The organism is Streptomyces sp. NBC_01445 (assembly GCF_035918235.1).
Taxonomy (GTDB): Bacteria; Actinomycetota; Actinomycetes; order Streptomycetales; family Streptomycetaceae; genus Streptomyces.
In genome coordinates this window covers 311,009-334,583 of sequence record NZ_CP109486.1, presented here as the reverse complement: position 1 = coordinate 334,583, position 23,575 = coordinate 311,009, and the positions used below count along the sequence as shown (strand labels likewise).

Annotated in this window: 20 protein-coding genes and 5 pseudogenes; 13 read left to right on the top strand and 12 right to left on the bottom strand. The window is 67.8% G+C overall.

Features of this window, described 5'->3' with window-relative positions; genetic code table 11:
• Positions 1-20 precede the first annotated feature (20 nt).
• Positions 21-1,831 (top strand): annotated as a pseudogene (locus OG574_RS49620) (ISAzo13 family transposase).
• Here the strand turns inward: OG574_RS49620 and OG574_RS49615 are convergent.
• Positions 1,714-2,073, bottom strand: a pseudogene (locus OG574_RS49615) (transposase); the annotation flags it as partial. The pseudogenes OG574_RS49620 and OG574_RS49615 sit on opposite strands and share 118 nt — an antisense overlap.
• A 162-nt stretch (positions 2,074-2,235) precedes the next feature.
• Between OG574_RS49615 and OG574_RS49610 the strand changes: the two are divergent.
• A protein-coding gene (locus OG574_RS49610; protein ID WP_326771418.1) for an IS3 family transposase occupies positions 2,236-3,473 on the top strand; the annotation gives its coding sequence in 2 pieces (ribosomal slippage) (positions 2,236-2,559 and positions 2,562-3,473; 1,236 coding nt in all).
• Positions 3,474-3,698: 225 nt separating this feature from the next.
• Here the strand turns inward: OG574_RS49610 and OG574_RS49605 are convergent.
• On the bottom strand, positions 3,699-4,313 hold the full coding sequence (locus OG574_RS49605; protein WP_326778977.1) for a TetR/AcrR family transcriptional regulator: 615 nt from the start codon (positions 4,311-4,313) through the stop codon (positions 3,699-3,701).
• 104 nt (positions 4,314-4,417) lie between these two features.
• Between OG574_RS49605 and OG574_RS49600 the strand changes: the two genes are divergently transcribed.
• The 5 genes and pseudogenes from OG574_RS49600 (at position 4,418) to OG574_RS49580 (ending at position 7,861) form a co-directional block, all read left to right on the top strand.
• Positions 4,418-4,840 carry an ester cyclase gene (locus tag OG574_RS49600; protein WP_326778976.1) on the top strand — a complete coding sequence of 141 codons (423 nt, stop codon included), beginning with the start codon at positions 4,418-4,420 and terminating at the stop codon, positions 4,838-4,840.
• A gap of 86 nt (positions 4,841-4,926) precedes the next feature.
• A pseudogene (locus OG574_RS49595) lies at positions 4,927-6,159 on the top strand (IS701 family transposase).
• Complete coding sequence (locus tag OG574_RS49590) at positions 6,156-6,797, top strand: hypothetical protein (protein WP_326778975.1); 642 nt, start codon at positions 6,156-6,158, stop codon at positions 6,795-6,797. The pseudogene OG574_RS49595 and the gene OG574_RS49590 overlap by 4 nt, the downstream one beginning before the upstream one ends.
• Before the next feature lie 453 nt (positions 6,798-7,250).
• Positions 7,251-7,601 (top strand): hypothetical protein, encoded by a 351-nt coding sequence (locus OG574_RS49585; RefSeq protein WP_326778974.1) that lies wholly within the window; start codon positions 7,251-7,253, stop codon positions 7,599-7,601.
• Positions 7,602-7,654: 53 nt separating this feature from the next.
• Positions 7,655-7,861, top strand: a complete 207-nt coding sequence (locus OG574_RS49580) for a hypothetical protein (RefSeq protein ID WP_326778973.1) — start codon at positions 7,655-7,657, stop codon at positions 7,859-7,861.
• A 109-nt stretch (positions 7,862-7,970) separates the two neighbouring features.
• Here OG574_RS49580 and OG574_RS49575 read toward each other — a convergent pair whose 3' ends face one another.
• From OG574_RS49575 to OG574_RS49555, 5 genes and pseudogenes are all read right to left on the bottom strand, one after another.
• Positions 7,971-9,230: a competence protein CoiA gene (locus OG574_RS49575; protein ID WP_326778972.1), complete on the bottom strand. Its 1,260-nt coding sequence runs from the start codon at positions 9,228-9,230 to the stop codon at positions 7,971-7,973.
• A 415-nt stretch (positions 9,231-9,645) separates the two neighbouring features.
• Positions 9,646-9,885: a hypothetical protein gene (locus OG574_RS49570; protein ID WP_326778971.1), complete on the bottom strand. Its 240-nt coding sequence runs from the start codon at positions 9,883-9,885 to the stop codon at positions 9,646-9,648.
• Positions 9,885-10,817: a hypothetical protein gene (locus tag OG574_RS49565; RefSeq protein WP_326778970.1), complete on the bottom strand. Its 933-nt coding sequence runs from the start codon at positions 10,815-10,817 to the stop codon at positions 9,885-9,887. Before OG574_RS49565 ends, OG574_RS49570 begins: the two co-directional genes overlap by 1 nt.
• 337 nt (positions 10,818-11,154) lie before the next feature.
• Positions 11,155-11,484: a hypothetical protein gene (locus OG574_RS49560; RefSeq protein ID WP_326778969.1), complete on the bottom strand. Its 330-nt coding sequence runs from the start codon at positions 11,482-11,484 to the stop codon at positions 11,155-11,157.
• A gap of 221 nt (positions 11,485-11,705) precedes the next feature.
• A pseudogene (locus OG574_RS49555) lies at positions 11,706-12,286 on the bottom strand (transposase); the annotation flags it as partial.
• A 1,013-nt stretch (positions 12,287-13,299) separates the two neighbouring features.
• Here OG574_RS49555 and OG574_RS49550 point away from each other — a divergent pair.
• Positions 13,300-14,259, top strand: coding sequence for a S1 family peptidase (locus tag OG574_RS49550; protein WP_326778968.1), 960 nt, complete (start codon positions 13,300-13,302; stop codon positions 14,257-14,259).
• On the opposite strand, the gene OG574_RS49545 is transcribed toward OG574_RS49550, so the two are convergent.
• Together OG574_RS49545 and OG574_RS49540 are read right to left on the bottom strand one after the other, a co-directional pair.
• Positions 14,157-14,807, bottom strand: a complete 651-nt coding sequence (locus OG574_RS49545) for a hypothetical protein (RefSeq protein WP_326778967.1) — start codon at positions 14,805-14,807, stop codon at positions 14,157-14,159. The genes OG574_RS49550 and OG574_RS49545 overlap by 103 nt on opposite strands.
• A 56-nt stretch (positions 14,808-14,863) precedes the next feature.
• The gene (locus tag OG574_RS49540; protein WP_442816965.1) at positions 14,864-16,459 is read right to left on the bottom strand and encodes an ISL3 family transposase; all 1,596 of its coding nucleotides are present in this window, start codon (positions 16,457-16,459) and stop codon (positions 14,864-14,866) included.
• A gap of 476 nt (positions 16,460-16,935) precedes the next feature.
• Between OG574_RS49540 and OG574_RS49535 the strand changes: the two genes are divergently transcribed.
• The 5 genes and pseudogenes from OG574_RS49535 to OG574_RS49515 all read left to right on the top strand — a co-directional run bounded on the left by OG574_RS49535 (position 16,936) and on the right by OG574_RS49515 (position 20,378).
• Positions 16,936-17,811 (top strand): hypothetical protein, encoded by an 876-nt coding sequence (locus OG574_RS49535; RefSeq protein WP_326778966.1) that lies wholly within the window; start codon positions 16,936-16,938, stop codon positions 17,809-17,811.
• Between the two features lie 671 nt (positions 17,812-18,482).
• Positions 18,483-18,959: pseudogene (locus OG574_RS49530) on the top strand (DNA primase); the annotation flags it as partial.
• A gap of 147 nt (positions 18,960-19,106) precedes the next feature.
• Positions 19,107-19,496, top strand: coding sequence for a DUF6009 family protein (locus OG574_RS49525; protein WP_326778965.1), 390 nt, complete (start codon positions 19,107-19,109; stop codon positions 19,494-19,496).
• A gap of 216 nt (positions 19,497-19,712) precedes the next feature.
• Positions 19,713-19,907 carry a DUF6417 family protein gene (locus OG574_RS49520; protein ID WP_326778964.1) on the top strand — a complete coding sequence of 65 codons (195 nt, stop codon included), beginning with the start codon at positions 19,713-19,715 and terminating at the stop codon, positions 19,905-19,907.
• A gap of 150 nt (positions 19,908-20,057) precedes the next feature.
• Positions 20,058-20,378: a DUF6087 family protein gene (locus OG574_RS49515; protein WP_326778963.1), complete on the top strand. Its 321-nt coding sequence runs from the start codon at positions 20,058-20,060 to the stop codon at positions 20,376-20,378.
• Between the two features lie 172 nt (positions 20,379-20,550).
• Here OG574_RS49515 and OG574_RS49510 read toward each other — a convergent pair whose 3' ends face one another.
• From OG574_RS49510 to OG574_RS49500, 3 genes are all read right to left on the bottom strand, one after another.
• Entirely contained in the window at positions 20,551-22,044 is a 1,494-nt protein-coding gene (locus tag OG574_RS49510; RefSeq protein WP_326778962.1) for a SulP family inorganic anion transporter, read from the bottom strand.
• 8 nt (positions 22,045-22,052) lie between these two features.
• Positions 22,053-22,634, bottom strand: a complete 582-nt coding sequence (locus OG574_RS49505) for a carbonic anhydrase (protein ID WP_326778961.1) — start codon at positions 22,632-22,634, stop codon at positions 22,053-22,055.
• 87 nt (positions 22,635-22,721) lie between these two features.
• Positions 22,722-23,069 (bottom strand): hypothetical protein, encoded by a 348-nt coding sequence (locus tag OG574_RS49500; protein ID WP_326778960.1) that lies wholly within the window; start codon positions 23,067-23,069, stop codon positions 22,722-22,724.
• Positions 23,070-23,575 lie beyond the last annotated feature (506 nt).

The window sequence follows — 23,575 nt, the reverse complement described above, 5'->3', positions numbered from 1 at the left end:
TGTTGGCGGGACAATGAGCTGTGACTGCGCGTACGGCCGCTCGGGCTTCGGTTGTGGCTCTGCGGGTGAAGTTCGATCAGTTCCTTCCCCATCTCGATGAGCGGCGCCGTCGGATCTACCTGGCCAGCGAGGCCGCTGCGCTTGGTCACGGCGGGATCACGCTGGTGGCGGCCGCTTCTGGCGCCAGTGCGGCCACCATCGCACGCGGAATCGCCGAGCTGTCCAGGCACCCTTTGCCCGCCGGGCGGATCCAGGCTCCGGGAGCCGGCCGCAAGCCAGTGACGGTCACCGATCCCGGTCTGCTGCCCGCTCTCGAAGCCATGATCGAGCCACACACCCGGGGCGATCCGGTCTCACCGCTGCGCTGGACCACGCTCTCGCTGCGGTCCCTGGCCTTGGCACTGACCACTCAGGGCCACCCGGTCAGCGCGGCGACCGTCGGACGCCTGCTGCAGGCCCAGGGATACAGCCTGCAGGGCACCGCCAAGACAACGGAAGGCGCCAGTCATCCGGACCGGGATGCCCAGTTCACGCACATCAACTCCACTGCCGCGGCCTTCCTCGAAGACAACCAGCCGGTGATTAGCGTGGACACCAAGGCCAAGGAGTGGTTGGGCAACCGCGACCGTCCCGGCCGCACCTGGCGTCCGGGCAAGAACCCCATCCGTGTGGACTGCCACACCTTCATCACCGGCGACCAGCCCGTGGTCATCCCCTATGGGATCTACGACATCGCCCGCAACACCGGCTGGGTCAACGTCGGGACCGACCACGACACGGGCGAGTTCGCGGTGGAATCCATCCGCCGCTGGTGGCAGCAGCGCGGATGCGACGACCACCCGGACGCCCGCCGACTGCTGATCACCGCCGACTGCGGCGGTTCCAACGACCCCCGCCGCTGGACATGGAAGAAACACCTCGCCGCCTTCGCCCTGGAAAGCGGACTCGAGATCACCGTCAGCCACTTTCCACCCGGAACATCGAAGTGGAACAAGATCGAACACCGGATGTTCTGCCACATCACGGCAAACTGGCGCGGCAGGCCCCTGACCAGCTACCAGACCGTCATCGAGACCATCGCCGCCACGACCACCCGCACCGGGCTCACCATCGGCGCCGAGCTCGACACCGGCCGATATGACCTGGGCATCACAGTCCCACCCGCCGAGTTCCACTCCCTGCCGATCACACACCACACCTTTCACGGCGACTGGAACTACACCCTGGCATCGGTCGCACCCCGGCTCCCCGACCCGGCACCGGGCCGGCGGCGGATCGATCCCGCCCTGACCACGATGCTCACCAACCCGGCCCTGACCGGCATGTCACGCTCCGCCTTCGAGCAGCTGGTCGCCGCCTCGGAACCATACTGGGACGCCCTGGCCGAGGCAGCATTCCAGCGGCGCTTCCACCGCCCACGCAGCTACCTCCACCCGCAGACCAGCAGCCTCGACCACTACCACCGCCTGCTGACCGCCCTGTTACGCCGCCGCAATGCCGTCACCAGCACACTTCTGGCTCAGCTCCTGAACGTCAGCCGCACCAACCTGTCCAACCAGTTCCAAGACGGCCACCGCCTCCTGGACCTGCACCGCACCCCGGTCACACCACTACCCGGAACCCCGTCCCGCACCCTCGCCCAACTACAAGCCCGCCTACCGTCAAACAACGAAACCCGCCCAGATCAACTCTGACAGTTATTCAGGAACAGGCCCCCGCCGTTCCGGAATATTGCCGTTGCACCCCGGCCGAGGTGGTGCCCTTCTTGACGAACCCGGTGTCATCGATGATCAACACGCCGTCTGCTGTGCCGAGTTGTTCTGCCGCATAGAATTGCAGGTCGTCGCGGAGGCGGTCGGCGTCCCAGCGGCTGCGGGACAGGAGGTGTTGAAGCCCGTCCGGGGTGGCATGCCCGGCGTACTCGGCGAGTTGCCAGCCATTCTTACGACCCACCGGACCCAGCAGTCCGCGTACGTAATCGCGCATCCGGCGTCGGGGTTCGATCCTGGCGAAGCAGGCTCCGGCCCGCAGGAACAAGTTCTCGAGTTCGTGGCCCCAGCCACTCGTAGGCACATCATTGATCACACCTGCGTGACTGCCCGATCCACTGTCACTACATGCGGCGTGGTCACACGTTCGCGGGACGGTCCGCCAAGACCGCCCGGGGCCTCCCCCTGAGTGGTGGACACGCTGATACTGGATCTGCTTGATCCGGAGGAAGCGAGAAGACCGCCGATGGCGATGAAGGACTACTCGGACGAGTTCAAGGCCGATGCCGTGGCCCTGTACGAGTCCACACCCGGGGCGACCTACAAGAGCATCGCCGCTGACCTGGGCGTCAACCGGGCGACCCTGCGTGAGTGGGTGCTGCGGGACCGCGAACGCCGTGGCGCCGGCGCCGCGGCTGCGAAGCCGGGCACCCGGCCTCGGGAGGCGGTGCCGTCCGCTGATCCGGACGAGCGGGTCCGGCAGCTGGAGGCCCGGGTGGCCGAACTCGAGGCGAGTGAGCGCAAGCTGGCCACCGAGCGGGACATCCTCCGCAAGGCGGCCAAGTATTTCGCCGGAGAGACGAACTGGTGAGGAGCCGCTTCCAGTTCGTTGACGACCACCGGGACACCTACGAGGTGAAGCGGCTCTGCCAGGTCCTGGACGTGAACCGGTCCAGCTACTACAAGTGGCTCGCCGGCGCCGAGGCCCGGGCCACCCGGCAGCACCAGGACCGGCTCCTGGCCGAGGAGATCCGCGAGGTCCACGGCGAGTCCGGCGGCGCCTACGGCTCCCCGCGAGTGACCGCCGAGCTCCGCGAGAAAGGACGGCGGGTCAACGAGAAGCGCATCGCCCGGATCATGCGGACGTTCTCCATCACCGGTATCCGCCTGCGCAGACACGTGCGCACCACCGTCCCGGACCCGGCAGCCTCACCGGTCCCGGACCTGTTCCAGCGGGACTTCACCGCCACCGGACCCGGACTGAAATACATGGGCGACATCACGTATCTCCCCCTGGAAAACGGGCAGTTCCTCTATCTGGCGACCGTGCTGGACTGCTTCAGCCGCAAGGTCGTCGGCTGGTCCATCGCCGACCACATGCGCACCAGCCTGGTCGCCGACGCACTGCGGATGGCAGCGGCGACCCGCGGCAGCCTGGAGGGCGCCGTGTTCCACTCCGACCACGGGGCCCAATACGGCTCCCGGGCCTTCGCCGGCCTCTGCGACCAGCTCGGGGTCACCCGGTCGATGGGCGCGGTCGGCACCAGTGCCGACAATGCGGCCTGCGAAAGCTTCCACGCCTCCCTGAAACGCGAGACCCTCCAGGGCGCCCACGACTACGGCGACTCCGGCACCTGCCGCAGGACCGTCTTCGCCTGGCTGACCCGCTACAACACCCGCCGCCGGCACTCCGCCAACGGCCACCTCAGCCCCAACGAATACGAACACCGACACCACACCGCTAAACTCACGCTCGCCGCGTGATCAATAACCGCGTGCCCACCTTCACGGGGGAAGGCCCCCCCGCATCCTGCCCCACCTCACTACACTCCCCACTCCCAAGCCGTTGACCAGTGGTAATGGAGAAGTACGGCTGGAGTACTAATACTCCAGTCGTAGATCGTGATCTTCATGCCCGAGTGGCTCGCAGTAGGGTCCAGAGCGCGTGTTTCGAGGACGCGGCGGAAGTCGGCGTCGTGCTTGCCGCTTTCAGCGGATGCTGTCGGCCGGTGTCGAGCGAGTGTCCGTGCCCTGTCTGACCAGGACGACCAGTCGCTCTGCTTGAGTGGCGTCGGTGGTGGTCAAGGCGATCCCGTTGGCCAGGGCAAGTAGTTCCGATGCGTTGAGGTCGGCGCGGACAGCACCGGCGCTTTGCGCCCGGGTCAGCAGTGCGGACGCGGCTGTGTGCATCGACTGGTGCCAGCGGTCGAACAGCGCCGATCGCTGACCGGTGCGGTCATCAGTGATCGACAGCGCCAGTTCCCGCTTGGCTGCCACGTGTGCGATGAAATCTTGAAGCCAGGCGAAGAGGGCGTCGCCGGGAGGATCCTCGGCCAGTAGGGACTGGCTCCGGGCGCAGAGCTCGGCCACTTCCTCGGAGTAGACGGCGATGATCAGTTCGCGACGCGTCGGGAAGTGCCGATACATGGTGGCGTTGCCGACGCCGGCCCGGCGGGCGATGTCGTCAAGCGGGGCGTCGACGCCGTGGTCGTGGAAGACGTCTCTGGCCGCGGCCACGAGCAGGTCGTAGTTGCGCTGGGCGTCCGCGCGACGACGACGCTGGGGTTCCGAACGCGGCGCAGGTCCGGCGCTTTGCGATGGCATGACCCTCCTTGTTAATCGGGGACTTCCCCGGTTACGGTAGCCGAACGCGGCAAACGGGGAGCTCCCCACTTGCTGCCTCGTATTCCCACCAGAGGAGATGCCGCATGCCGCAGGGGACAAAAGACACCGCGCACCCAGGACCGGGAGAGATTCACCGGCGCATCGTCGAGAGCTACGCGCAGATCCTGGAAGGCCGGCTCGAAGACGCCCTGGAACTGATCGACCCCGAAGTCGTCGACCACCGGGGAGGCACCCAAGGCGATCACCCGGGACGCGAAGCCTGGCGACAGAAGTGGGAGCGGATGAGCGCGGGCAGCGCGTTCCACGACGTCTCCGTGACGATTGAGCAGAACGTCGTCTCCGGCGACACCTCCGTCAACCGGTACACCAGCAGGGGCACCCACACAGACTCCGGCCGACGCTACGAAGTCCTCAGCATGGACATGGTCCGCGTCCGCAACGGCCGAATCGTCGAGCACTGGGCCCTGCGCGACGCCGATGCGATGCGCGACCAGTTGGGCCTGTGAAAGAACCTCCTGTCTCTGGCGGCCAACTGGTGACCGCCGGGCCCAACGGGAACCTCGCCCGCTGGCAGGAGGCGTTCGACAACCTCATGGGCCGGGTCGCGGGTCGGTTCGCCCGGGTCGAACCCCGGCGCCGGATGAGGAAGTTGGTGCTGGGACTGCTGTCCGACCTGCCGCGCAAGAACTGCTGGACCATCGCCGAGTGGGCCGGCGACACGACCCCGGACGGCATGCAGCACCTGCTGGGCAGGGCCAAGTGGGATGCCGATCAGGTCCGCGACGACGTACGCAGCTACGCGGTGGAGCACCTGCGCGACGACCAGGCGGTACTGGTCGTGGACGAGACCGGCGACGTGAAGAAGGGCACTGGCACGGTCGGCGTCCAGCGCCAGTACACCGGTACTGCCGGCCGGATCGAAAACTCCCAAGTCGCCGTCTACCTGGTCTACGCAGGTCAGCGCGGCCACGCCGCAGTGGACCGGGAACTCTACGTGCCGCGCTCCTGGACCTCCGACCCCGACCGCTGCCGCGCCGCGGGCCTTGCCGAGGACACCACCTTCGCCACCAAGCCGGAACTGGCCACTCGTATGGTCGCCCGGTTCCTGGACGCCGGCCACCAGGCCGCATGGATTGCCGGCGACGAGGTCTACGGCGGCAACCCGAAGCTGCGAACCGCACTGGAGGAACGCGGCACCGGGTACGTCCTCGCCGTGGCCTGCTCGCACGAAGTCACCACCGGTGCAGGGAAGTTCCGTGCGGACACCCTGGTCAAGAAGGTGCCCAAACGGGCCTGGCAGAAGATCTCCGCAGGGGCCGGGGCCAAGGGCCACCGTTTCTACGACTGGGCAGTCATCGACCTCGCCGACCCTCGCCCCGGGAGTCGGCAGCTGCTGATCCGCCGCAACCGCAGCACCGGCGAACTCGCCTACTACCGCTGCTACTCGCCCGCACCTGCGCCACTGACCGTGCTGGTCAGAGTCGCTGGATCAAGATGGCGAGTGGAGGAGTTCTTCCAGTCCGGCAAGGGCCTGGCCGCACTCGACGAGCACCAGGTCCGCTGCTATGCATCCTGGTCCCGCTGGGTCACCCTCGCCATGCTCGCGCACGCCTTCCTCGCCGTCGTACGCGCAGACGAGCACACCCGCCCCGCACCCGATGCCCTCATTCCGCTCACCTGCAACGAGATCCAGCGCCTGTTCATCACCCTCATTGTCCGACCCGTCCACGATGCCGCCCACCGGCTTGGTTGATCCGACTGGCGGCGCCGCCACCAGGCCCGATCCCAGGCCAGCCACTACCGGCAACAAGCCACTCAGGCATGAAGATCACGATCTACGACTGGAGACTAGAGCAGCTCCTGTCCCGCCTGAAGGGCAGCCCGCACTGGAAGCCTCCCGTCCTCCATCAATTCACCGAACTCCTCGACCAGTTCCTGCGCTTCCTTTACGACCGCTTCGACGCGCAAGCAGATCGCTACGGAGGCCGCTCCGCTTACCTCGGCCCACCCAAGCCCAACGCCGATGGGAAAACTCAGCCATGGCCCGAGAAGGCGCTACAAGACGACCTGCTCCAACAGCTAAGCGCAGTCCTCACGCCGGACACTGTCCGCCGGGAGCAAATCGACGTGGCGAGCGGTCGAACCGACATCACGTACACCCCCGAGCCTGGCAGACGTTACGTCATTGAGGTCAAACGTCGGCTCACTACCGCTACGCCCTCAGGAGTCGAACACGACTACCTCGCGCAGGCTGCCAACTACACGGCCACAGGACCGCCCTTCGGCATTCTCGCCGTGGGCGACCATAGTGATCACCGCGGCGGATACTCCGACTTCGAAGACCGGACGTGGATCATTCAGCACGCTCGATCGCCCACCGAGATTCCCCGGCTCATCGTCGCGGGCGTTCTCCCCATTGGGCGTCCCACGCCATCAGCTACTAGCAGGCCCCGCCGACATTGATGCGTACATGTTCCGGTATCGAAACGTATAATCCTACGCCGCCTAGCCAGCTCGGCCAGGGCTGAGGTCACGAGACACGTCGACGACGAAGGTGTCAAACGCGGCGACCCGGGTTAGTCGCTGCTGTCGCGCAGTTGAGAGATCACGACGGAGATTGTGTGCGCTGCCCCGCCCCGCGGGAAATCGGTTCGTCCCGGCCTACCGGACGGCAAGACGTATGCGGTCTCACGCGACCCCATCCGTAGCAATCGAACATCGAGGTGACGCTCCGCGACCGCTCCCCAAGATCTGTGCCAGAGCCCAGGTCTCGTGATCAGAGCCAGACGCAACGACCTACTCGGATTACCTCAACTCCGAAGAAGCGGACGCCTGAAGCGGCCATTGGCTGCATCCTTCACAAGGCACTCCGGCACGCCGCCGGGTGACCCTTCACCTCAGTCAAGGAGGTCCCTCATGGGGCTGAACTCTCGTACGGCCCAGATCATCTGGGCAATCGTTCCGGTCGCGCTCGCCGGGTTCATCCTGGAGCTGCCGTTCGTCTGGCGGGCACTGAAGACGAAGAAGCGCAGCGACATCATCGTGGCGGCGGTGTTCGGCGTCGTGCAGATCGTGGTGTGGCTGCTCTTCGTGGTCTTCAGCGAGGGTTCCGGGACTCTGCGCGAAGACCTTCCCGCCGCCGTGATCTGGATCAGCGCCGTATCGGCAGCGGTCGCCGCCGCCTACCTGTACCGGCCGCTGAGCAAGGAAGAGTCGATGGACCGGGCGCAGGGCGAACAGCGTCCCGGCTCGTCGTACCTCGGCTGACCCGACATCGTCTCGAGCCTTCCGAAGTAGTCCGTTCGAGCACCATTCGAGCTATGCCCCGCGACGAGAACTTCAACGAGTGGGCCCTGTTCCGTAGCTCCGCAGCCGCGGAGTGGAGCGCTGCCCCGTGCGGGCCGCCGCGTGCCGAGCGATTCAGAGGGCGCCCCGTAGACCGGCTCCTGCAGGACGCCGAGGTGCTGGTCGGACCCGTACGCCGAGCGGACCCGCAGGACGAGGCCAGGCAGGCCAGCGTCGGTTAGATCTGTCGAACCCAACAGGTCTGACCAGGGCGCGGCTGGAACCGTCAAGGGCTCGGGGATGGCCGCCCACGCGCAGGAGCTGATGCCGCGCATGCCCGGGGCCGACCTGTCAGCGTCGCGGCCCGGGGCCGACGCGCTTGTAGGTGCAGCGCTTGGTGACCGGGTTCAAGACGGCGACTTTCAGCGAAGTGTGGGCTGCTGCCTCGATACGGGAGAGCCAGGCCTGGCCGGGGACCAGGATGGTTAGATCCGCAGGCCACCGGGTGAGCGCTGAGGGGTCGGGGCACACCACGCCGGCCAGTTGGAACGCGCTCTGCTTGTGCGGCCGGCTGTAGAGGAGCAGTCCGTTGCCGTGGGCAGGGCTCTGGGCGCCGCACTCGACCGCCTTGCCGGAGGTGGAGCGGACCATGTGCATGAACGCGGGCCACAGTGCGCCGTCCATGCCCGCGTGCTCGAAGAAGGCCGTCAACCGCTCCTGCTCCGCCCGCTGTTCCCGTGTCTGTTCCTCCGCGGCCAGCCGGCGGTTCTCGGCGGCCAGTCTGCGCTGTTCGGCGGAAGCGGCCCGCTGCTGTGCGGCCTGTCGGCGTTGCTCGGCGGCGGCCGCCTGTATGACGCCTTCGGCATCGGCCTCCAGCCGGGCCCGGACGATGGCTAGTTGAACGTAGGAGTGGGCGGTCCACCACACCGAGGTGTCCGGGCCGGTATGGGCATGCACCCGTCCCTGAAGAATCCACCGGATCGCCTCCTCGAGGGAGCAGGAGATGTGGGTCCACGCCGCCTTCGTCTTCAGCGTGTGCGGCGCGGTCCAGGTGTAGCGCGCCATGCCATGGTGCACCGTCCATGCGTCCCCGCGGTTCCTGGGGGGCGCTACCCGTAACGAGGGCACGCCGCGTTCCCACGGCCGTTTCTCCATCGAGACCCAGCACACCGCCACACCGTCGGCCGCGTAGCGATCGGTCCGCATCCGCGCGTCCTGCGGCGTCATCGGTGACAACTGCGCCTCCAGCGCCATGAACGGCCGGTCCTGCCCATCGAAGACCAGCACGTCGGCACGCCAGGTCCGGGCCTCGTTGCCGACCTCCAGCTCAGCTCTGAAGCCCGCCGCCCGGGCGGCGGTGGCCAGCTCCAGCTTCAGCAGGTGATGCTCCGGCGACTCGTTCGCCAACGCGCAATCGAGCGGCCGCACCTGGTGGTAGAAGTGCCTGGCACGGTGCGGGGAGACGCGCGCGAACACCCTTCCCTGGCACTCCGGACACCCAAGCTCCAGCCCCTTCACACGGTGGACGTCCGCCCAGGACCGGCCACAACCGAGATCGTCCAGCGACGCATCCAGCCGGCCCCAGCCCGCATGCACAGCGGTGTACCCCATCAGCCCTCTCCCGTGTGCCCCGAGAAGGACAGCATCCCCTCGTACCGGGACGGCGATACACCGGATGAGGACGCGCGGCTCCTGCCATTCGTGCGCAGTGAGCCGACCGGTCCGGCCGAAGCCGTCTCCAGCGGGCTGGCGCCTGCCAGGCGGCCCGCGCTGCCGCCGCGTGGTCGAACTGCTCCTGGACAGTGGGCGCGCGGAAGAAGTCGGCCAGTTGTCCGGTCTTCAGCGTGAGCGCCAGCACCGCGCCGCCGAGGCGGCGGGCACGGAGGCTCAGCACAAGCTGGAGCTGGCCGAGCACAACGTGGTCCAGGCCCAGCGTCGCGAGCGCCAGGCCCAGGGTGCGGTAAGCGCGGGGTGGGCCGCACTCACCCAGGCCGGGAAGGGACCTCGTTGCCGTCCGGCAGCGTGGTCAGCCGTCGCGGCGGCGCAGGGCACGGAGCCCGATGTCATACGCCATCGTGCCGAGGGCGAGGACCACGAGCGGCCACACGAGCGGGGATGCTGCCGGGATGATGCCGTGGACCAGGGCAGCGCCGACGCTGCCGGTGCCGAGTACCGCGGTGCAGGCCGGAATGCTCGGCAGGGCGATCCGCAACACCACCTCCCGACACTGGGCCGGGCGCGATGAGACGGAGTCGGGGGCGCTCATCAGCCGCTCACCGTGGTCGCCTCGGCCGCTGGAGAGCGGCCGAGGCTGCGCGCAGCGAGCCGCTTCACCTTCCGGCGGACCCGCCCGCCCTGAATCTCCGGCTGCGCAGCGGCGATGGCCGCATCGGCCCAGGTGGTGACCCCAGGGGTGGCGAGGGCGAGAGTCACCGCTCGCTCGGCCGGGGAGAGGGCCTCCAGAATCTCGGCCAGGCGCGGGTCCTCAAAGCCAGCCTCGACTCCGGTGCCGGGGGCGGCCTGTTCAGGGACCAGGTCGTACAGGGTCAGCCCGTCGCCGAGCGGGGTGTCGAGCAGCAGCAGCCGCGACCGGTTGACCTTGTGGCGCCAGACCGGGGTGAGTTGCCGGTGGATGACACTGGCCTCTGACCTCAGCTTGCTCAGGGCATCAGGGGTCAGGTGACCTCGGTCGTAGAGAGGGTCCGCCCAGTTGCCGAGCAAGGCGGTGGAGACTGGCTCATTCCATCCGCTCCACATCCCCAGCACCTCCGACCTGAAGGAGTGGATCGTGGATCCGTCGCCGGCGAGGGCGGCCTCGCGGGCGCTCAGCGCCTGGATCACGTCGGGGACCGGGATGTTCAGAGACCGGAACCCGGACTCGATGGTCTGGTTGGCGGGGTGGTCGGCCTTGAGCACCGCCATGCCGGTGGTGGTGGTGATCATCATGGGAGGGGCGACACGGTCGAACGGCTCCGGCAGGTCGAACGTGCCGTCCATATCGAAGGCGACACTCCCGTCCTCCCGGAGGGTCACGAGGTCGCCGGTGTTCCCGCTCCAGTGGGCCGGGAACAAGGCCGTGACCGCCGCGCCGGTATCCGTGTCACAGCCGAACTGGCTGATCCGCTCCGCCAAGTCGGTGTGAACAGAGCCGTCATCCTCGACCATGGTGTAACTGGGCGTCGGGTCCTCGGTGGCCACGGGTGCCTCCTTGTCGGGGAAAATCCTTCTCCTCTCGGTCCCGGCACGGACCCGATCCGACAACGCATCCCCCGAATCTTCCTGTGATCCGCATCACAGAAGTCCGAGGTTTCAGAGCTCGTCGGAGCCGGCCGGTAGCCCTTCGAGGCGTAAGAACCGACCGGTGCCATCCGGAGCGTCGATGGGGCCACAGCAGCGGGCCCGGCCGGACCATCTACTACGAGATCTTGTCGGCGCCGTGCTCGTCCATCAGCCGGTCGGTTCAACATCTGACGGACACGAACATCGCCTGGATCGGCCCCAACGCTCCGCCCTCGCGGCCGAGGCGGACGGCCTTCTACTCTTCGTACGGCTCGTGGGCGGGCACCTGTCCGTCGCTGCGCCGCTGCCGGTCGCCGGTGAGCGCGACGATCTGGTGGACGGGCACGGAGATGGCCGGGTGGCCGCCCGCGGGGGAGAACCCCACCCGGCCGGCTCGGGCTCGTAGGAGGTCACTGTGCCGTACAGCCGATGCAGTACGCAGTCCGCACTCGATGTCCAGGCACAGCATCCAGTCCTTGAGCCAGTGGATGAGCAGGTTCTCCATCTCAGCGGCTGCGGGGCCGGGGTGAGCATCGTCAGGGACCCAGCTGTACTTGCCGACGACCAGGTAGTTGTAGACCTCCATCGAGTCGGCCCGCTGTAGGCGGCCCGCCGCCCGAGCTGCGCGGTGGCCGTCGCCGTGGTCGTCGAGGACGCGGCGGCGAACCGCGGGGACATCACGGGGGGTGGGTTCGCGGGCCGATCGCCCGGGGGGGATGGAGGCGGTGCTGGGGAGTTGAGGGTTCCCGCGCTGGGGGGTGCCCCTATCTCTTTCGTCAAGGGGCGGGGCGTTTGTTCTGTGCTGGTTCAGGCGGTTTGGGGGACGGTGTGGGGTTGGAAGAACGTGCCGTCGCGGAGCATGGCGAAGAGCACGTCGACGCGGCGGCGGGCGAGACACATCAGGGCCTGCTTGTGCCGTTTTCCCTCGGTCTTCTTCCGCTCGTAGTAGGCCCGGGATGCAGGGTCGGCGAGCGAGGCGAACGCGGCCAGGAAGAATGCTCGTTTGAGGTGCTTGTTGCCTCGACGGGACGGACTTTCGCCGCGGATCGAGGACCCGGACCGCCTGGTCACCGGGGCGAGTCCGGCATAGGCGGCGAGGTGCCCGGCGGTGGGGAAGGCAGATCCGTCACCGACGTCGATGAGAATCCTGGCTCCGGTCCTGACGCCTATCCCCGGCATCGGCGTCAGGAGCTCGGAAAGAGGGTGCGAGGCGAGCAACTCCTCGATGCTGGAGGCGAGTTGCTTGCGCTGGTCGAGCAGGGCGGTGAGGTTCGCCGCGAGTTTGGGCACGATCACCGCGGCTGCATCCGTGCCCGGAACCACGACTTTGTCTGGTTGTCGAGTGCGGTGAAGATGTCCTCGACCAGCCGCTCGGCCATCCGTGGGGCCTTTGGTCGTAGCGCGTGCCGCTCCAACGGCCCCCAGTCCACCGCCGGTTTCTCGCCGCGCTCGGCCGCCCCCAGCATCTGCGCCCAGTCCTCGACCGTCAGGCCGTACATGCCGAACGCGGCGAACGCCTCGGCCAGTGCGTCCGCCCCCACTTCTTCCACTCCCAGACCGATCGCCGCGACCACGTGCACCATGCTCCTGGAGTCTGGGCCCTCGGCCTCCACCGGCACGTCCTCGCCGGTTTCGAGCGCTGCGCGCACCAGGGCGGGGTTCGCCGCCCCGCGGCGCGGCGCCACGAGCCGGCCCGCGGTCGCATACAGCGCGTCCTGCCCTTCCTCACCCGTCCCGGCCGCGCTGCGAGCGAGCTCCACCAGCCGGTGGGACACCGACTTCTCAAGCGCCCAGACGAGAGCCTGACGCACGGCGCCGATGGGGGGCTCCGGCACCTGAACCGCCCCCGGCCGCACCCCCATGCCGGCCTCGGCGAACCAGCAGTTCGGGAACGGCGCGATGCCGGATCGCATATGCGGCGACACGGATTCTGGGTCGGGTCATCCCGGCATTGTCCGTGAACGACGCCGTTCGTGTGTCCAGCCTGGCAGCGTCCTCGGCTCAGGGCACCTGCGGCACGGTGGCTGTCGCGCCGAGGCCCTTTCATGAGTCACATCTGACTGTCTGCCAACTTCGTACGCATCTCGGGAGGCTCAGCCTCATCTCGCCAGAATTCGGAGCGTCAGCTCCCACTTGTCTCACACCAAGCATCAATGGTCACGTCTCCGCGTAGAGTCACATGCGCCCCAATTCGAACGCCCATTCCTTTAGCGTGAAGACTCCCTGGAGGCGCACAATGCAGCGTGCATGGAAGTAACTTGCAAAGGTCCTCCCTGCCACACTCCTGGTCACGGTCGCCTCGACAGTCACGGCATCCGCCGATAACACCCCGAAGCCGCTCACTGACCCCGTCAAAGCGCAAGCACTGGAGGGCAGACTCGGGGCCGACTGGACAGGCGGCGTGTACTACAAGGAGGGGCGCATCGTGATCGCGGTCAGCGACCCGGCGGCGGCGCAGACCGTACGGGACGCGGGCGGGATCTCGAAAGTGGTGACGCGCAGCAAGGCTGAACTTGCATCCATCCACCGCGAACTCGACCGGCTGGGGGGCATTCCCAATACGGCCTGGGGCGTCAAGCCGGATACCAACCAGGTGTCCGTCAAGATCTTCGACGGAGCGCCCAGCGACAGCCGGGCCCGGATCGAAAAAGTGGTGGCTGCTCATCCGGGTGCGATACACATCGACCGGATCAGAAGCACGCTGAAGTTCAAGTCCACCGACCTCCGCGGCGGCAATGGCATTACATCCGACGGCTATCGTTGCACTGCCGGGTTCAACACCAAGAACTCCTCGGGAACGATCTACACACTCACTGCTGGCCACTGTCCGGGTAGCGACTACTACATGGACTGGAACAACCAAAGAATTGGCTACGTGGCCTATTCCCACTTCGGCGGTTCCGGCGGCGACCAAGCCACGATCAGGGCGAACGACCCCGGCATCAACCCACTCGGGACCGTCAGGTACTGGGGTGGCACCTACAAACAGATCGACAGCTCCCGCTTCGCGATAATCGGGGAGCACATCGACCGGATCGGAGTCTCAAGTCAAGATACGACGGGCAGCGTCACCACCGCATCCGTCGCATCATGGTCGCCGGTGAAGAAGTCCCGCCACCAGCGGCCGCCGCACACCGCGTCGAAGCGCCTTCGACATCTGCGGCATGCAGGACCTTTCACCAGGAGCATCCCGATGCTGCACTGGCAAGTACCCCAGTGCTGTCAAAACTCGGGCTCTGGCACAGATTTCGTGATCGGTTACGGTGCGTGCTGGCCACTGGTACCCGGCAGTGGTGCATTGATGGCCAGATCTTCGTCGAGTCTGGCTGCCAGGTCCTCGGCGAGAGCCGGAACATGGTGAGTGGCCCACTGCTTGGTGAGATAGAGAAAGCCTTGCAGTCCCTCCTGCACGGTATGCAGGATCCCCGGTAGGTCACCCACCACGATCTCGATGGGCTGCCCGGAAGGAGTTTCTTGAGCGTCGCCGATGTCCGGCCACAGCTGCAAGACCTCGTCGGCATGCTCAAGCCTTGGTGAAGGGTCATGTCCGAGCCACAGGGTCTCGCCGTCTGCGATGTCGAGCCACTCGCGCCAGTCCTCCAGGCCACAACAACATCCTGGCCGGACGGTGACGTTGGTTCGGGTGTCGTGGACGCGCAAGCCTCCTGGTGCGATGACCTTGTCTGTCTCCAGCAGGCGGCGAATCGCCTCGCTGGCGTCCATCAAGGGGCGATCGTCGTCACCTGTCTGCGAGTTGAAGTCAGCAAGCATCGCCAGCGCGCTGCCGACTTCGAGCGGGGACATACTGCCTGACAGAGCCATGAACTGGTACGGAGGCAGGTCAGCCACTGGCCAGAAAGAGAAGTCAACGGTGTCTGGGGTTTCCAGGACGGCATTCACGATCAACACCGCGTCATTCTCGCCTCGGGCGGTCCAGCCCGCCTAGCAATTTCTCCCGGGGCTCTTCACGCCAAGAGAACGCGCTTCCGGAGGAGGTCGAAGCCGGCTCGGCCGAACATCTGGCGTTTGAGCATCTTGATGCGGTTGACGTGCCCTTCCACGACTCCGGAGCTCCAGGGCAGGGTGAGGCCGGCGACGACGGCGTCACGGTCGCGGTCGATGCCAGCGGCGAGGGTGTGGAGACCGGGCAGGTCATCTTGGCGGACGGCATCGAGCCACTCGGGCAGCCGTTGGCCCTGTCGCTCAGTGAGGATCTGAGCGAACGAACGGACGTGTCTGGTGAGGGCTTCCAGTTCGGGGCAGTGGGCCAGGACGGCCTTGAGCCGGAGCTGTTCGCCCTCGGAGAGGGACTCGGGGCGCCGGAGGATCCAGCCGGCGACGGTGCGGGGTGCGGGCGGGGGTGCGGTGACCGGGTCGGCCGAGAGGCGCTTGGTGCGGAAGTAGGCGCGAACTCGCTGGTAGCTGCCTTTGTAGCCGAGTGGCACGATCTCCTCCCATGCCTTCCAGGCGTTGGTGCACCCCTGGTTCCAGCGGTCGTCCAGGTAGGGCCTGTACTCGTCGAGGACAGAAGGGCGGCCCTGCCACTGGCCGTGGAAGAGGTCCTCCGGGGTGGTGGCGTCGGCAAGGAGTTTGACCGTGCGGTAAGTCATGCCGAGCTGACGTTGGATTGAGCGGCGGCTGTTACCAGCGGCGAGCAGCGAATGGACGGCGGCGTGGTTGGCCCGGGTTCTGTCGGCGAACCGGTGGCCCGTCGGCCACGGCGAGCTGGTGGGGTCAGCCGGTTCTTCCGGTCCCTTGACCTGTTGGGGCGGGTCGGGCGCGCTGCCACGCAAGCAGCCCCGATGCTCGGCGACACAACGTTCGGCGGCTTCGCTGAGGTTGTGCCAGAGGTGCCAGCGGTCCGCGACCTGCACCGCTTGGGGTGCGCCAACGGTGGCGCCTTCGGCAAAGAACGGGGCTCGGTCCCGGCAGACAATCTCGATCCCTGGCCTTTCGGCAAGCCAGGCGGCAAGGCTCGATGCCTCCCGGTCCGGCAGGTCAACCGGCCGTCGCGTCTCAACGTCGACCAGCACGGTGCCGTAGTGGCGGCCCTTGCGCGTCGCGTACTCATCGACGCCGACCACTCGCGGGGCCGGCAGATCCGGTTCGGGCAGCGCTTCGACCATCCGCAGCACCGTGCTGCGGCTGACGGACACCCCGAACACACCCGCCATCCTGGCGCCCGCACGACCAGCAAGGGCGAGTCCGACCGCCGCCAGCGTCGAACGCAGACGCTCGGTCCACCGGCCGTACCTCCGGGTCAGTCCCGGTACCTGCTCAACGAACGTCTGCCGCGGGCACGAGGCGACCCGGCAGGCGAACCGTCGGACTCGCAGACACAGCACTACCCGAAGCCCCGCGCTGGGAACATCTGCCGGAAACCGCAGGTAGGAGCTATGAGTTCGACTCGACCAGCTCCCGCAGCCCGGACACGCCCAACCGGACGCGGTACCGCGGGCCTCGACCCGCACCGTCTCGTTGTTCACGTCCACCGCCACCACCGCCACGTCCGCGATCGACGGGAACAGCAACTCCTCCAGCCGGAGGACTACTTCTTCCACGGCCTCGAACTGTCAGCTACCCGAGATCACCCCTGATCACTTTCGGGCGACTTCCCAGAGGCCGGTACGACCACGAACCGTCACTCAGCGTGCCCGCATCACGAAATTTGAGCCAGAGCCAAAACTCGTGAAGACTTATCCCCCCAGAGGTCGCAAACCGCCGCTCAAACTGGTCGACAAACGCTGTCACTGAAGGTGAACGAAGCCACCCGGCAGATCCACCAACACCGCGATGCCCCCAACTCTCGCAGCAGCACCCCCACCGGCGCCCAGCGCATGAGCCGCGCAACCACCGCCACCGCCACCGCCGGCAGCATGGTCTGCCGGGTCACGCACAGTCTCTTCAGGGTGAGAGCGAGCGAGGATCTCACCGCGCAGCCACAGGCCACCGTTGGCCACCGGCAGACGGGGCAACGGTGCGCTGGCTAAAGTGACCATCGTCCGCGCGCGGGACAGGAGAGACGGGGGATTTCCACATGTCCATGGAGCCGGTGTCCATCGTGGTCGTGGCGGCAGCCGTCGAGCTGAGCGAGTTTCAGCAGAACCTCGTCGTCGCCTTCGTCGGCATCATCGGCGGTGTCCTCGGCACGATCGCCGTCGAGCGGTTCAAGCTGCGGCGTGAGCCGATCAAGCGGCTCTCCTGGGACGCCGAGATCCACAACGCCATGCTGTCCACGGACGAAAACCTGCGCCGACAGCTGCAGTTGAACTTCAACGGCCACCCGATCGCGGGCCTGAGCTCGGTTGACTTCCGCGTGGAGAACACCGGCAACCGGGTGGTCAAGGACCAGTATCTGCGCTTCGACTTCCCCGTCGGGCAGCTCGTCGAAGCCGCTATCACCTCGGGACCCGAGCGCGAGATGGGCGTGGTCAGGTGCCAGGACCGTGAACAAGGCCCGGGCGAGGCCGTGTTCGCCATCGGGCACCTCGAGCGCGGACAGGCCGTCTCGCTCCGGCTCTCCGTGTCAGTGCGTGACCTCGGCAACTGGCGGGTCGTCGCCCACAACGATGAAGGCGATGTCGAGTTCCACGAGCGTGCGGCCGCCCGACGCCAAGCCGACCAGGAGCATGTCCCGACTCTCTTTGCCCTGACTTTTCTGCTGTTCTCCGCGCCCCCACTGGCCGCGCTCCTCGGCGACCTCGGACGAATCATCGCCGTGGTCCTCGGCACGGCCCTCCTGCTCAGCATCGTCCCGCATCTGGCACCGGCCGGACGTGCCCTGCGGGACTTCCTCACCCGGCCCGAGCCGAAGCCGGGCGTCCACATCAACAGGGTCGACTCGTCCACGTTCTCCATCGGCGACCACGGCTCGGCCACACACCACGCGGCCGTGCCCGGGCAGCACACCTAGGGAGGATCCCGAGGCGTCGCCAGACCGCGTCAGCCGCACGGGTACCTCTTTAAGCAGGCTGCCACCGCCTTCATCACGGTACTGAGCCTGGCGGTAGGCGTGACCGCTGCCCTTGCCGCAGTGCGCGCATGATCTTTCCTGATGCGCACCCCGCGACGCCGCAATCGGCAAGCGACTCGAACCACAGCGCCGCCTCCTCAGCACGCACACCGAGAGGACGACCTACCAGCCGTTGAACTGACTGCGCCAGCGCTGCCCCGTCCACGGGTGCGCTGGCCAAGGTCTCGAAGCGCCGCAGTTGGCCGCCCTTGGCTTCGTCGGCTGCACAGCAGATTCTTCGCGTCGGGAGTGCTGGCGTCGTCGTCGGCACCCGGCCGGCCCATTCCGCAGAACAGGCGCGGCCACGGCGCTGCTGGTGGTGGACAAGACGGGCGTCCATGGCGTTCCGCAGCATGATCTCCAGGTGGCCCAGCGGTTCAAAGAAGGCGGCCGCGGCCTGGCCGTTCCACTGTCCTGTGACATCGAACCTTGAGCGCGTGCCAACGGTGTTTGAGTGACGCGCAATGGGGCGCCCCGCATCCGGCCCGCCTGGCGAGCCACGCAAGGGTGACCTCCTCCTCGCTGCGCCGCTTCTCTCACTCCTCGACACCTCGGTCGGTGAAGTACACGGCATGCGCATCATCCCCTTCGAGCGCCGCGTCCCCGACGGACGCAAAATCGACAACCTGGCCGCCGAACTCGTCGCCGACGAAGGCCCCGGCATCCTCCAGTGGCTCATCGAAGGTGCCAGCCAGTACCTGGCAACCCGAGACCCGCTCACCGGCCCCACCTCCGTACGGATCGCCACAGCCGCCTACGAAACCACCGAAGACCACGTCGGCCGCTTCCTCACCGAAAGCTGCACCACAGGCACCGACGGCCGCCGCGACCCCGACCTGCGCGTCGAACAGAAACTCCTCTACGAGACCTATGGCCGCTGGTGCTCCGACGAAGGCATCCGCGCCTCCACTCCACGCGCTTTCGCCAGCCGCATCCGCCAGGAACTCGGTCTGGCCTCACCCGCCGAAATGATCAAGAACAACGCCACCAAGTTCTACCCCGGCCTGGCCCTGCTCCCCGACGACACCGAGGCAGGCACGAACTCGTGACACCACCAGGCACACTGGGACATCCGGCAGCCCGAACCTACGAAAAATGACCGCTGGCAAGAGCAGCAGCGGAGCGGCTGCGCACGCCGCAGCCGATCAAAGACCAGCACAGGCCGTCCACCGACTGCCCACAGGCAGGAGGCGCTGATGAGCGCGATGCCGCAAGAAGGCGATCTCGCCCTGGAGGCCGAGGTCGTGTGGCTCGAAGACCCCACCGATCTCGACTACGTCCGCCAGGCGCTCGACAAGGTGAGCACCCGCAAGGGCAAGCCCCGCTACGAGCGCGACGGCCGCCTCATCGGCTACACCAACCTCACCCCCAAAGCCCCGCGCACCGCGGACAGCGGCCTGTGGGCACGCCGCACCTTCTACCTGCTGCCCCACGACCGACCCCACTGCCCCGACGACCCCGAGTGCCCCTACACGGTCGGCTCACCACTCGAAGCCATCGACCCCCGCACCATCGCACCCGGAAAAGTCGGACAGAAGACGGCGCGGTCACAGGGCACCCAAGACGCTGTCCCCGTCGGCTCCTGAGCTCCGACAACGCCGACCAGCGACCCAAGCGACTGAACGTGCGTAAAGGTGACGGCGCTACGCCCGCGCACCAAGCTTGCCGCGCGCATCCCCTCGGAGAACTGAGGCGCCCGAACAGGGCCCAGCCCGGCAGGTGCACGGATACGAGTAGGTCCGTGCGGGTGCTCTGACAGCTCTTCCAGATGCTCTTGAACTCTGGCGGTCGTTACCCAGGACATGAACTCGGATGCCACCAGCCTGGTCCCGGCGCAGGACATCACAGCGCGCCGTCTGGAATTGCTCACCCTCGACGAAGCCCACGACCTGCTACGCCTTCTTCACCTGATTGCTGCGGAGGGCCTGGACGAGCCGAGTGAGGAAGCCGAGTGGTTCGCCCGGGAGATCGCCGCACGCATCCCCTCGGAGAGCTGAGCTGTTGGCCTCGCGGCCGTGGCCGTCTGCGGTTCCTTCCATGCGGGAATGAAGTCGCCGGAGAGTGGCGGTCCCGCACCGGTTTGCGTCGCGTGGCGAAGCGTTCGCCCAAGCTGGCGGCCCGGGGCGCGGCTGCGCCATCCTGTCGCGGTGGATAGCGAGGAACCGCTCGAGGAGTGGGCGCGCAAGCGCGAGGAGCGCCGCGAACGGGCACGGGGCCGGCTGCGGGCCGTGCCGCTCACGGAAGGACCGCACCGCGGTGGACACGTCGACCCGGGCGCGCCCCGCGCAATCCAGGAGTTCAACGGCACCGAGTGGGTCACTGTGAGCATCGCGGACGCCCTCGACGCCGCTAAGGCCATCCTTTATCCGCCCAGCCCGGTCGAGGAGCGGCCGGTCCCCGGCCCGTCGTTGGGGAAGGGGCGGGGGCGGCATCGACGGACCACTCCGCCGAAGGACGCTACTTCCTGACGCACGGCAGTCGGAACGCGGTTGCGGCGCCGTGCCGCGATGACACCCCACCGCACCTGCCCGAAGGTAAGCCCCGCGGTCGCCTACAGGGCGGCATGTCGCCCTGTAGGCATGCGAAAGGCCCCGACTCCCGTGTCGCGCACGGGAGTCGGGGCCCGGTGGAGAGCGGGCGTCAGGCCGCGGTGGTGACCTTCACCGGTTCGGTCTCCGCCGTACTATGCCGTTCGGCCCAGTTCTCCAGGGCCGTGCGGCACGCATGGTCCAGGTGGTGGACTCCCGTCAGGTTGAGCTCGACCGGGTGGGTCTGCGGCAGCGCCTCGAGGCTGTCGAGGATCTTCGGCAGCTTCAGGAACGTCGCGTTGCCCGTCAGGTGGGCCTGGATCGGGCCCGACCCCTTGTCGGCGACCTCCAGCTTGACGTGCGAGGCGTCCCACGCGGTCTTCACGATCGCCAGGGCGAGGCCGATGAGCACGCCCTCGAACATGCTGATCGCCACGATCGACACCGCGGTGACGACGAGGATCAGCGCCTCACCGCGGTGCTCGCGCCACAGCCCCACCAGCGCCCGTGCGGGAACCAGCTTGGCCCCGGCGTGCACCAGGACGGCGGCGAGCGCCGGGATCGGGATGTAGGCGAGCAGCGCCGGCAGCAGCGCCGCGAACAGCAGTAGCCAGACGCCGTGCATGATCCGCGAGGCCTTCGTCTTCGCCCCGGCCTGCACGTTCGCCGAGCTGCGCACGATCACCGCGGTCATCGGCAGCGCGCCGAGCACACCGCAGACCGCGTTGCCCGCGCCCTGCGCGAGCAGTTCCTTGTCGTACTCGGTACGCGGACCGTCGTGCATCCGGTCCACGGCCGCCGCGCTGAAAAGCGACTCGGCGGACGCGATCAGTGTGAACGCGATGATCGTGCCGAGCACACCGATGCCGAGCGAGCCGAACGCGTCGAGCGGCGGCGGCTGGATCGAGCCGAGCAGGCCGTTGACCTCGACCATGGCGACCGGTGCGTCGAACACGAACGCCGCGAGCATCGCGAGGCCCACCGCGGCCAGCGGTCCCGGCACGACCCGCACACGCCGCGGCATGTGCTTCCACAGCACCAGGACGGCTATCGTGCCGGCGCCCAGGGCGAGCGAGAGCAGCGCACGCGTGCTGCCGAGCGCCTCGAACAGCGCTGCCGGCAGCCCGGCCATCTTGCCGAGCCCCGACTCGGGGGCCTTGGCGTCGACGACCGAGTACATCTGGCCCGCGATCAGGACCAGGCCGATGCCCGCGAGCATGCCCTCGACGACCGAGACCGAGATGGCCCGGAAGTAGCGGCCGACCTTGAGTGCGCCCATCGCGATCTGCAGCACGCCGGTAGCCAGCACGATCACGCCGAGCGCCGGCAGGCCGAACTCGCGCACCGCCTCGAAGACGAGCACGGTGAGACCGGCGGCGGGGCCGGACACCTGGAGGCTGCTGCCCCGCATGAAGCCGGTGACGAGGCCGCCGACGATGCCGGTGATCAGGCCGAGTTCGGCCGGCACCCCGGAGGCGACGGCCACGCCGACGCACAGCGGCAGCGCGACGAGGAACACGACGAGCGAAGCGGTGAAGTCCGCCTTGAGGTGCGGGAACCGGGGTGTGGGGGTGGGTATTTCGGAGTGGGGGGTGGAGTCGGTCATGGCGGCGCTCACAGAATCTCGAAGGCGTCGGTGCCGGCACGGTGCTCGCGTACGCCGCCGGTGTGTACCTCGTAGTACCAGCCGCGCAGCGTGAGGCGGCCGTCGGCAAGCCGCTTCTCGACGCACGGGTACGAGCGCAGGCGCAGCAGCTGGGCGAGGACGTGTTGTTGGACCGCGGAGGCGACCGTCACATCGGACGGATCGCACTCGCCGGGCTCGTCGGCCGCGTGCGCGAGCCAGTCCCGCACGGCGGGCACGGCGGCCAGGTCGTCGCCGCGGACCAGGGCGCCGACCGCGCCGCAGTGCGAGTGGCCGCACACGACGATGTCCTGGACACCGAGGACTTCCACGGCGTACTCGATGGTGGCCCGCTCCCCGCTGGGGCTGCCGCTGGTGTACGGGGGGACGATGTTGCCCGCGGTGCGGAGCTCGAACAGCTCGCCGGGGCGGGCGCCCGTGATCAGGGCCGGGACGACGCGGGAGTCGGAGCAGGTGATGAACAACGCCTGAGGTGACTGACCGGCGGCGTGGCTGGCGAACTCCTCAGGGCGCGAGCCGAACGTTCGGGCGTTGTCGATGAGGGGCTGCATATGTGGTGATTCCTCCTGGCGCGCGGCAGGGGCGCGTCGGACGTGCAGGATCGGACGTGCAGGACAGGTGGGAACTTCTGTCCGAACTCAGCAGCGGAAGACCTGAAGTCTCGCCGCCGTCAGCTCGTCGATGGATCTGTCCGGGTGGAGGTACGAGGCGTGACGCGGGGCGGTCGCCGGTGCGGCGGTGTCGGGCGCGGGTGACGCGGCACGGGGGTGGGGCAGCGGGGTCGATCCCGATGTCGTTAGCTGCCGGTTCCGACTGCGTATCGCCTCGAGCTGTCCCTCGGGCCCCGAGTCGTCGCCGTGGCAGGCCTTCGGCTCGACCGACGCCGACGCCACCGCCGCGGTGTGTGCGGGCGCGAACTGATGGGTGGACGCGAGCAGCGGCAGCGCCAGCAGCGCGGCGACCACAAGGGTCACTGCCGCTCGCATCCTGCCACCTCGGGACATGTCTCCACCTCGCGCGCCCTCACCAAGAGCTCGCCATCGTACGGTCAACTGAAGGTCAAGAGCCAGATTAACTATGCAAAGGTGTCCGGCGAGTTAACTCGGCGTTGCCGGGCACACGATGAGTGAAAGGTGCGGGTGATTTGGCCGGAACGCCCCCATGGGGTCGCGATCCGACGTGGCTGCCGCTGCAGCCATCGTTGCCAGCCACCCGACCGCACACGCCGGCAAGACCTATGACCTGGTCGGCGACCCGATCACCGCCGCGAAGTTCGACAAGTACGCCCGGTTCTTCCAGCGGAAGGAGAAGGACACCGACGGCATCGAGAAACCGATGTGGCGCACCCGCTGGTCCGCACCCGCCTGGGAGGGATACGAGCGGGTGCACCCGCCGGTCCTGCTTGTCTTCTATCAGGTCGGCAAGCGCTCCGCGAAGAGCCAGATGGAGAGGGTCGCCGACCTCACCCGCCACTACTGGCAGGGCCGGTGGC

Excerpts from the sequence above, each read along its gene's own strand:
- OG574_RS49535 (WP_326778966.1), top strand. The coding sequence starts at position 16,936 with ATGTCCATGGAGCCGGTGTCCATCGTGGTCGTGGCGGCAGCCGTCGAG.
- OG574_RS49520 (WP_326778964.1), top strand. The coding sequence starts at position 19,713 with ATGAACTCGGATGCCACCAGCCTGGTCCCGGCGCAGGACATCACAGCG.
- OG574_RS49570 (WP_326778971.1), bottom strand. The coding sequence starts at position 9,885 with ATGAGCGCCCCCGACTCCGTCTCATCGCGCCCGGCCCAGTGTCGGGAG.
- OG574_RS49500 (WP_326778960.1), bottom strand. The coding sequence starts at position 23,069 with ATGCGAGCGGCAGTGACCCTTGTGGTCGCCGCGCTGCTGGCGCTGCCG.
- OG574_RS49600 (WP_326778976.1), top strand. The coding sequence starts at position 4,418 with ATGCCGCAGGGGACAAAAGACACCGCGCACCCAGGACCGGGAGAGATT.
- OG574_RS49525 (WP_326778965.1), top strand. The coding sequence starts at position 19,107 with ATGAGCGCGATGCCGCAAGAAGGCGATCTCGCCCTGGAGGCCGAGGTC.
- OG574_RS49505 (WP_326778961.1), bottom strand. The coding sequence starts at position 22,634 with ATGCAGCCCCTCATCGACAACGCCCGAACGTTCGGCTCGCGCCCTGAG.
- OG574_RS49590 (WP_326778975.1), top strand. The coding sequence starts at position 6,156 with ATGAAGATCACGATCTACGACTGGAGACTAGAGCAGCTCCTGTCCCGC.
- OG574_RS49585 (WP_326778974.1), top strand. The coding sequence starts at position 7,251 with ATGGGGCTGAACTCTCGTACGGCCCAGATCATCTGGGCAATCGTTCCG.
- OG574_RS49575 (WP_326778972.1), bottom strand. The coding sequence starts at position 9,230 with ATGGGGTACACCGCTGTGCATGCGGGCTGGGGCCGGCTGGATGCGTCG.
- OG574_RS49510 (WP_326778962.1), bottom strand. The coding sequence starts at position 22,044 with ATGACCGACTCCACCCCCCACTCCGAAATACCCACCCCCACACCCCGG.
- OG574_RS49560 (WP_326778969.1), bottom strand. The coding sequence starts at position 11,484 with ATGGAGGTCTACAACTACCTGGTCGTCGGCAAGTACAGCTGGGTCCCT.
- OG574_RS49605 (WP_326778977.1), bottom strand. The coding sequence starts at position 4,313 with ATGCCATCGCAAAGCGCCGGACCTGCGCCGCGTTCGGAACCCCAGCGT.
- OG574_RS49580 (WP_326778973.1), top strand. The coding sequence starts at position 7,655 with ATGCCCCGCGACGAGAACTTCAACGAGTGGGCCCTGTTCCGTAGCTCC.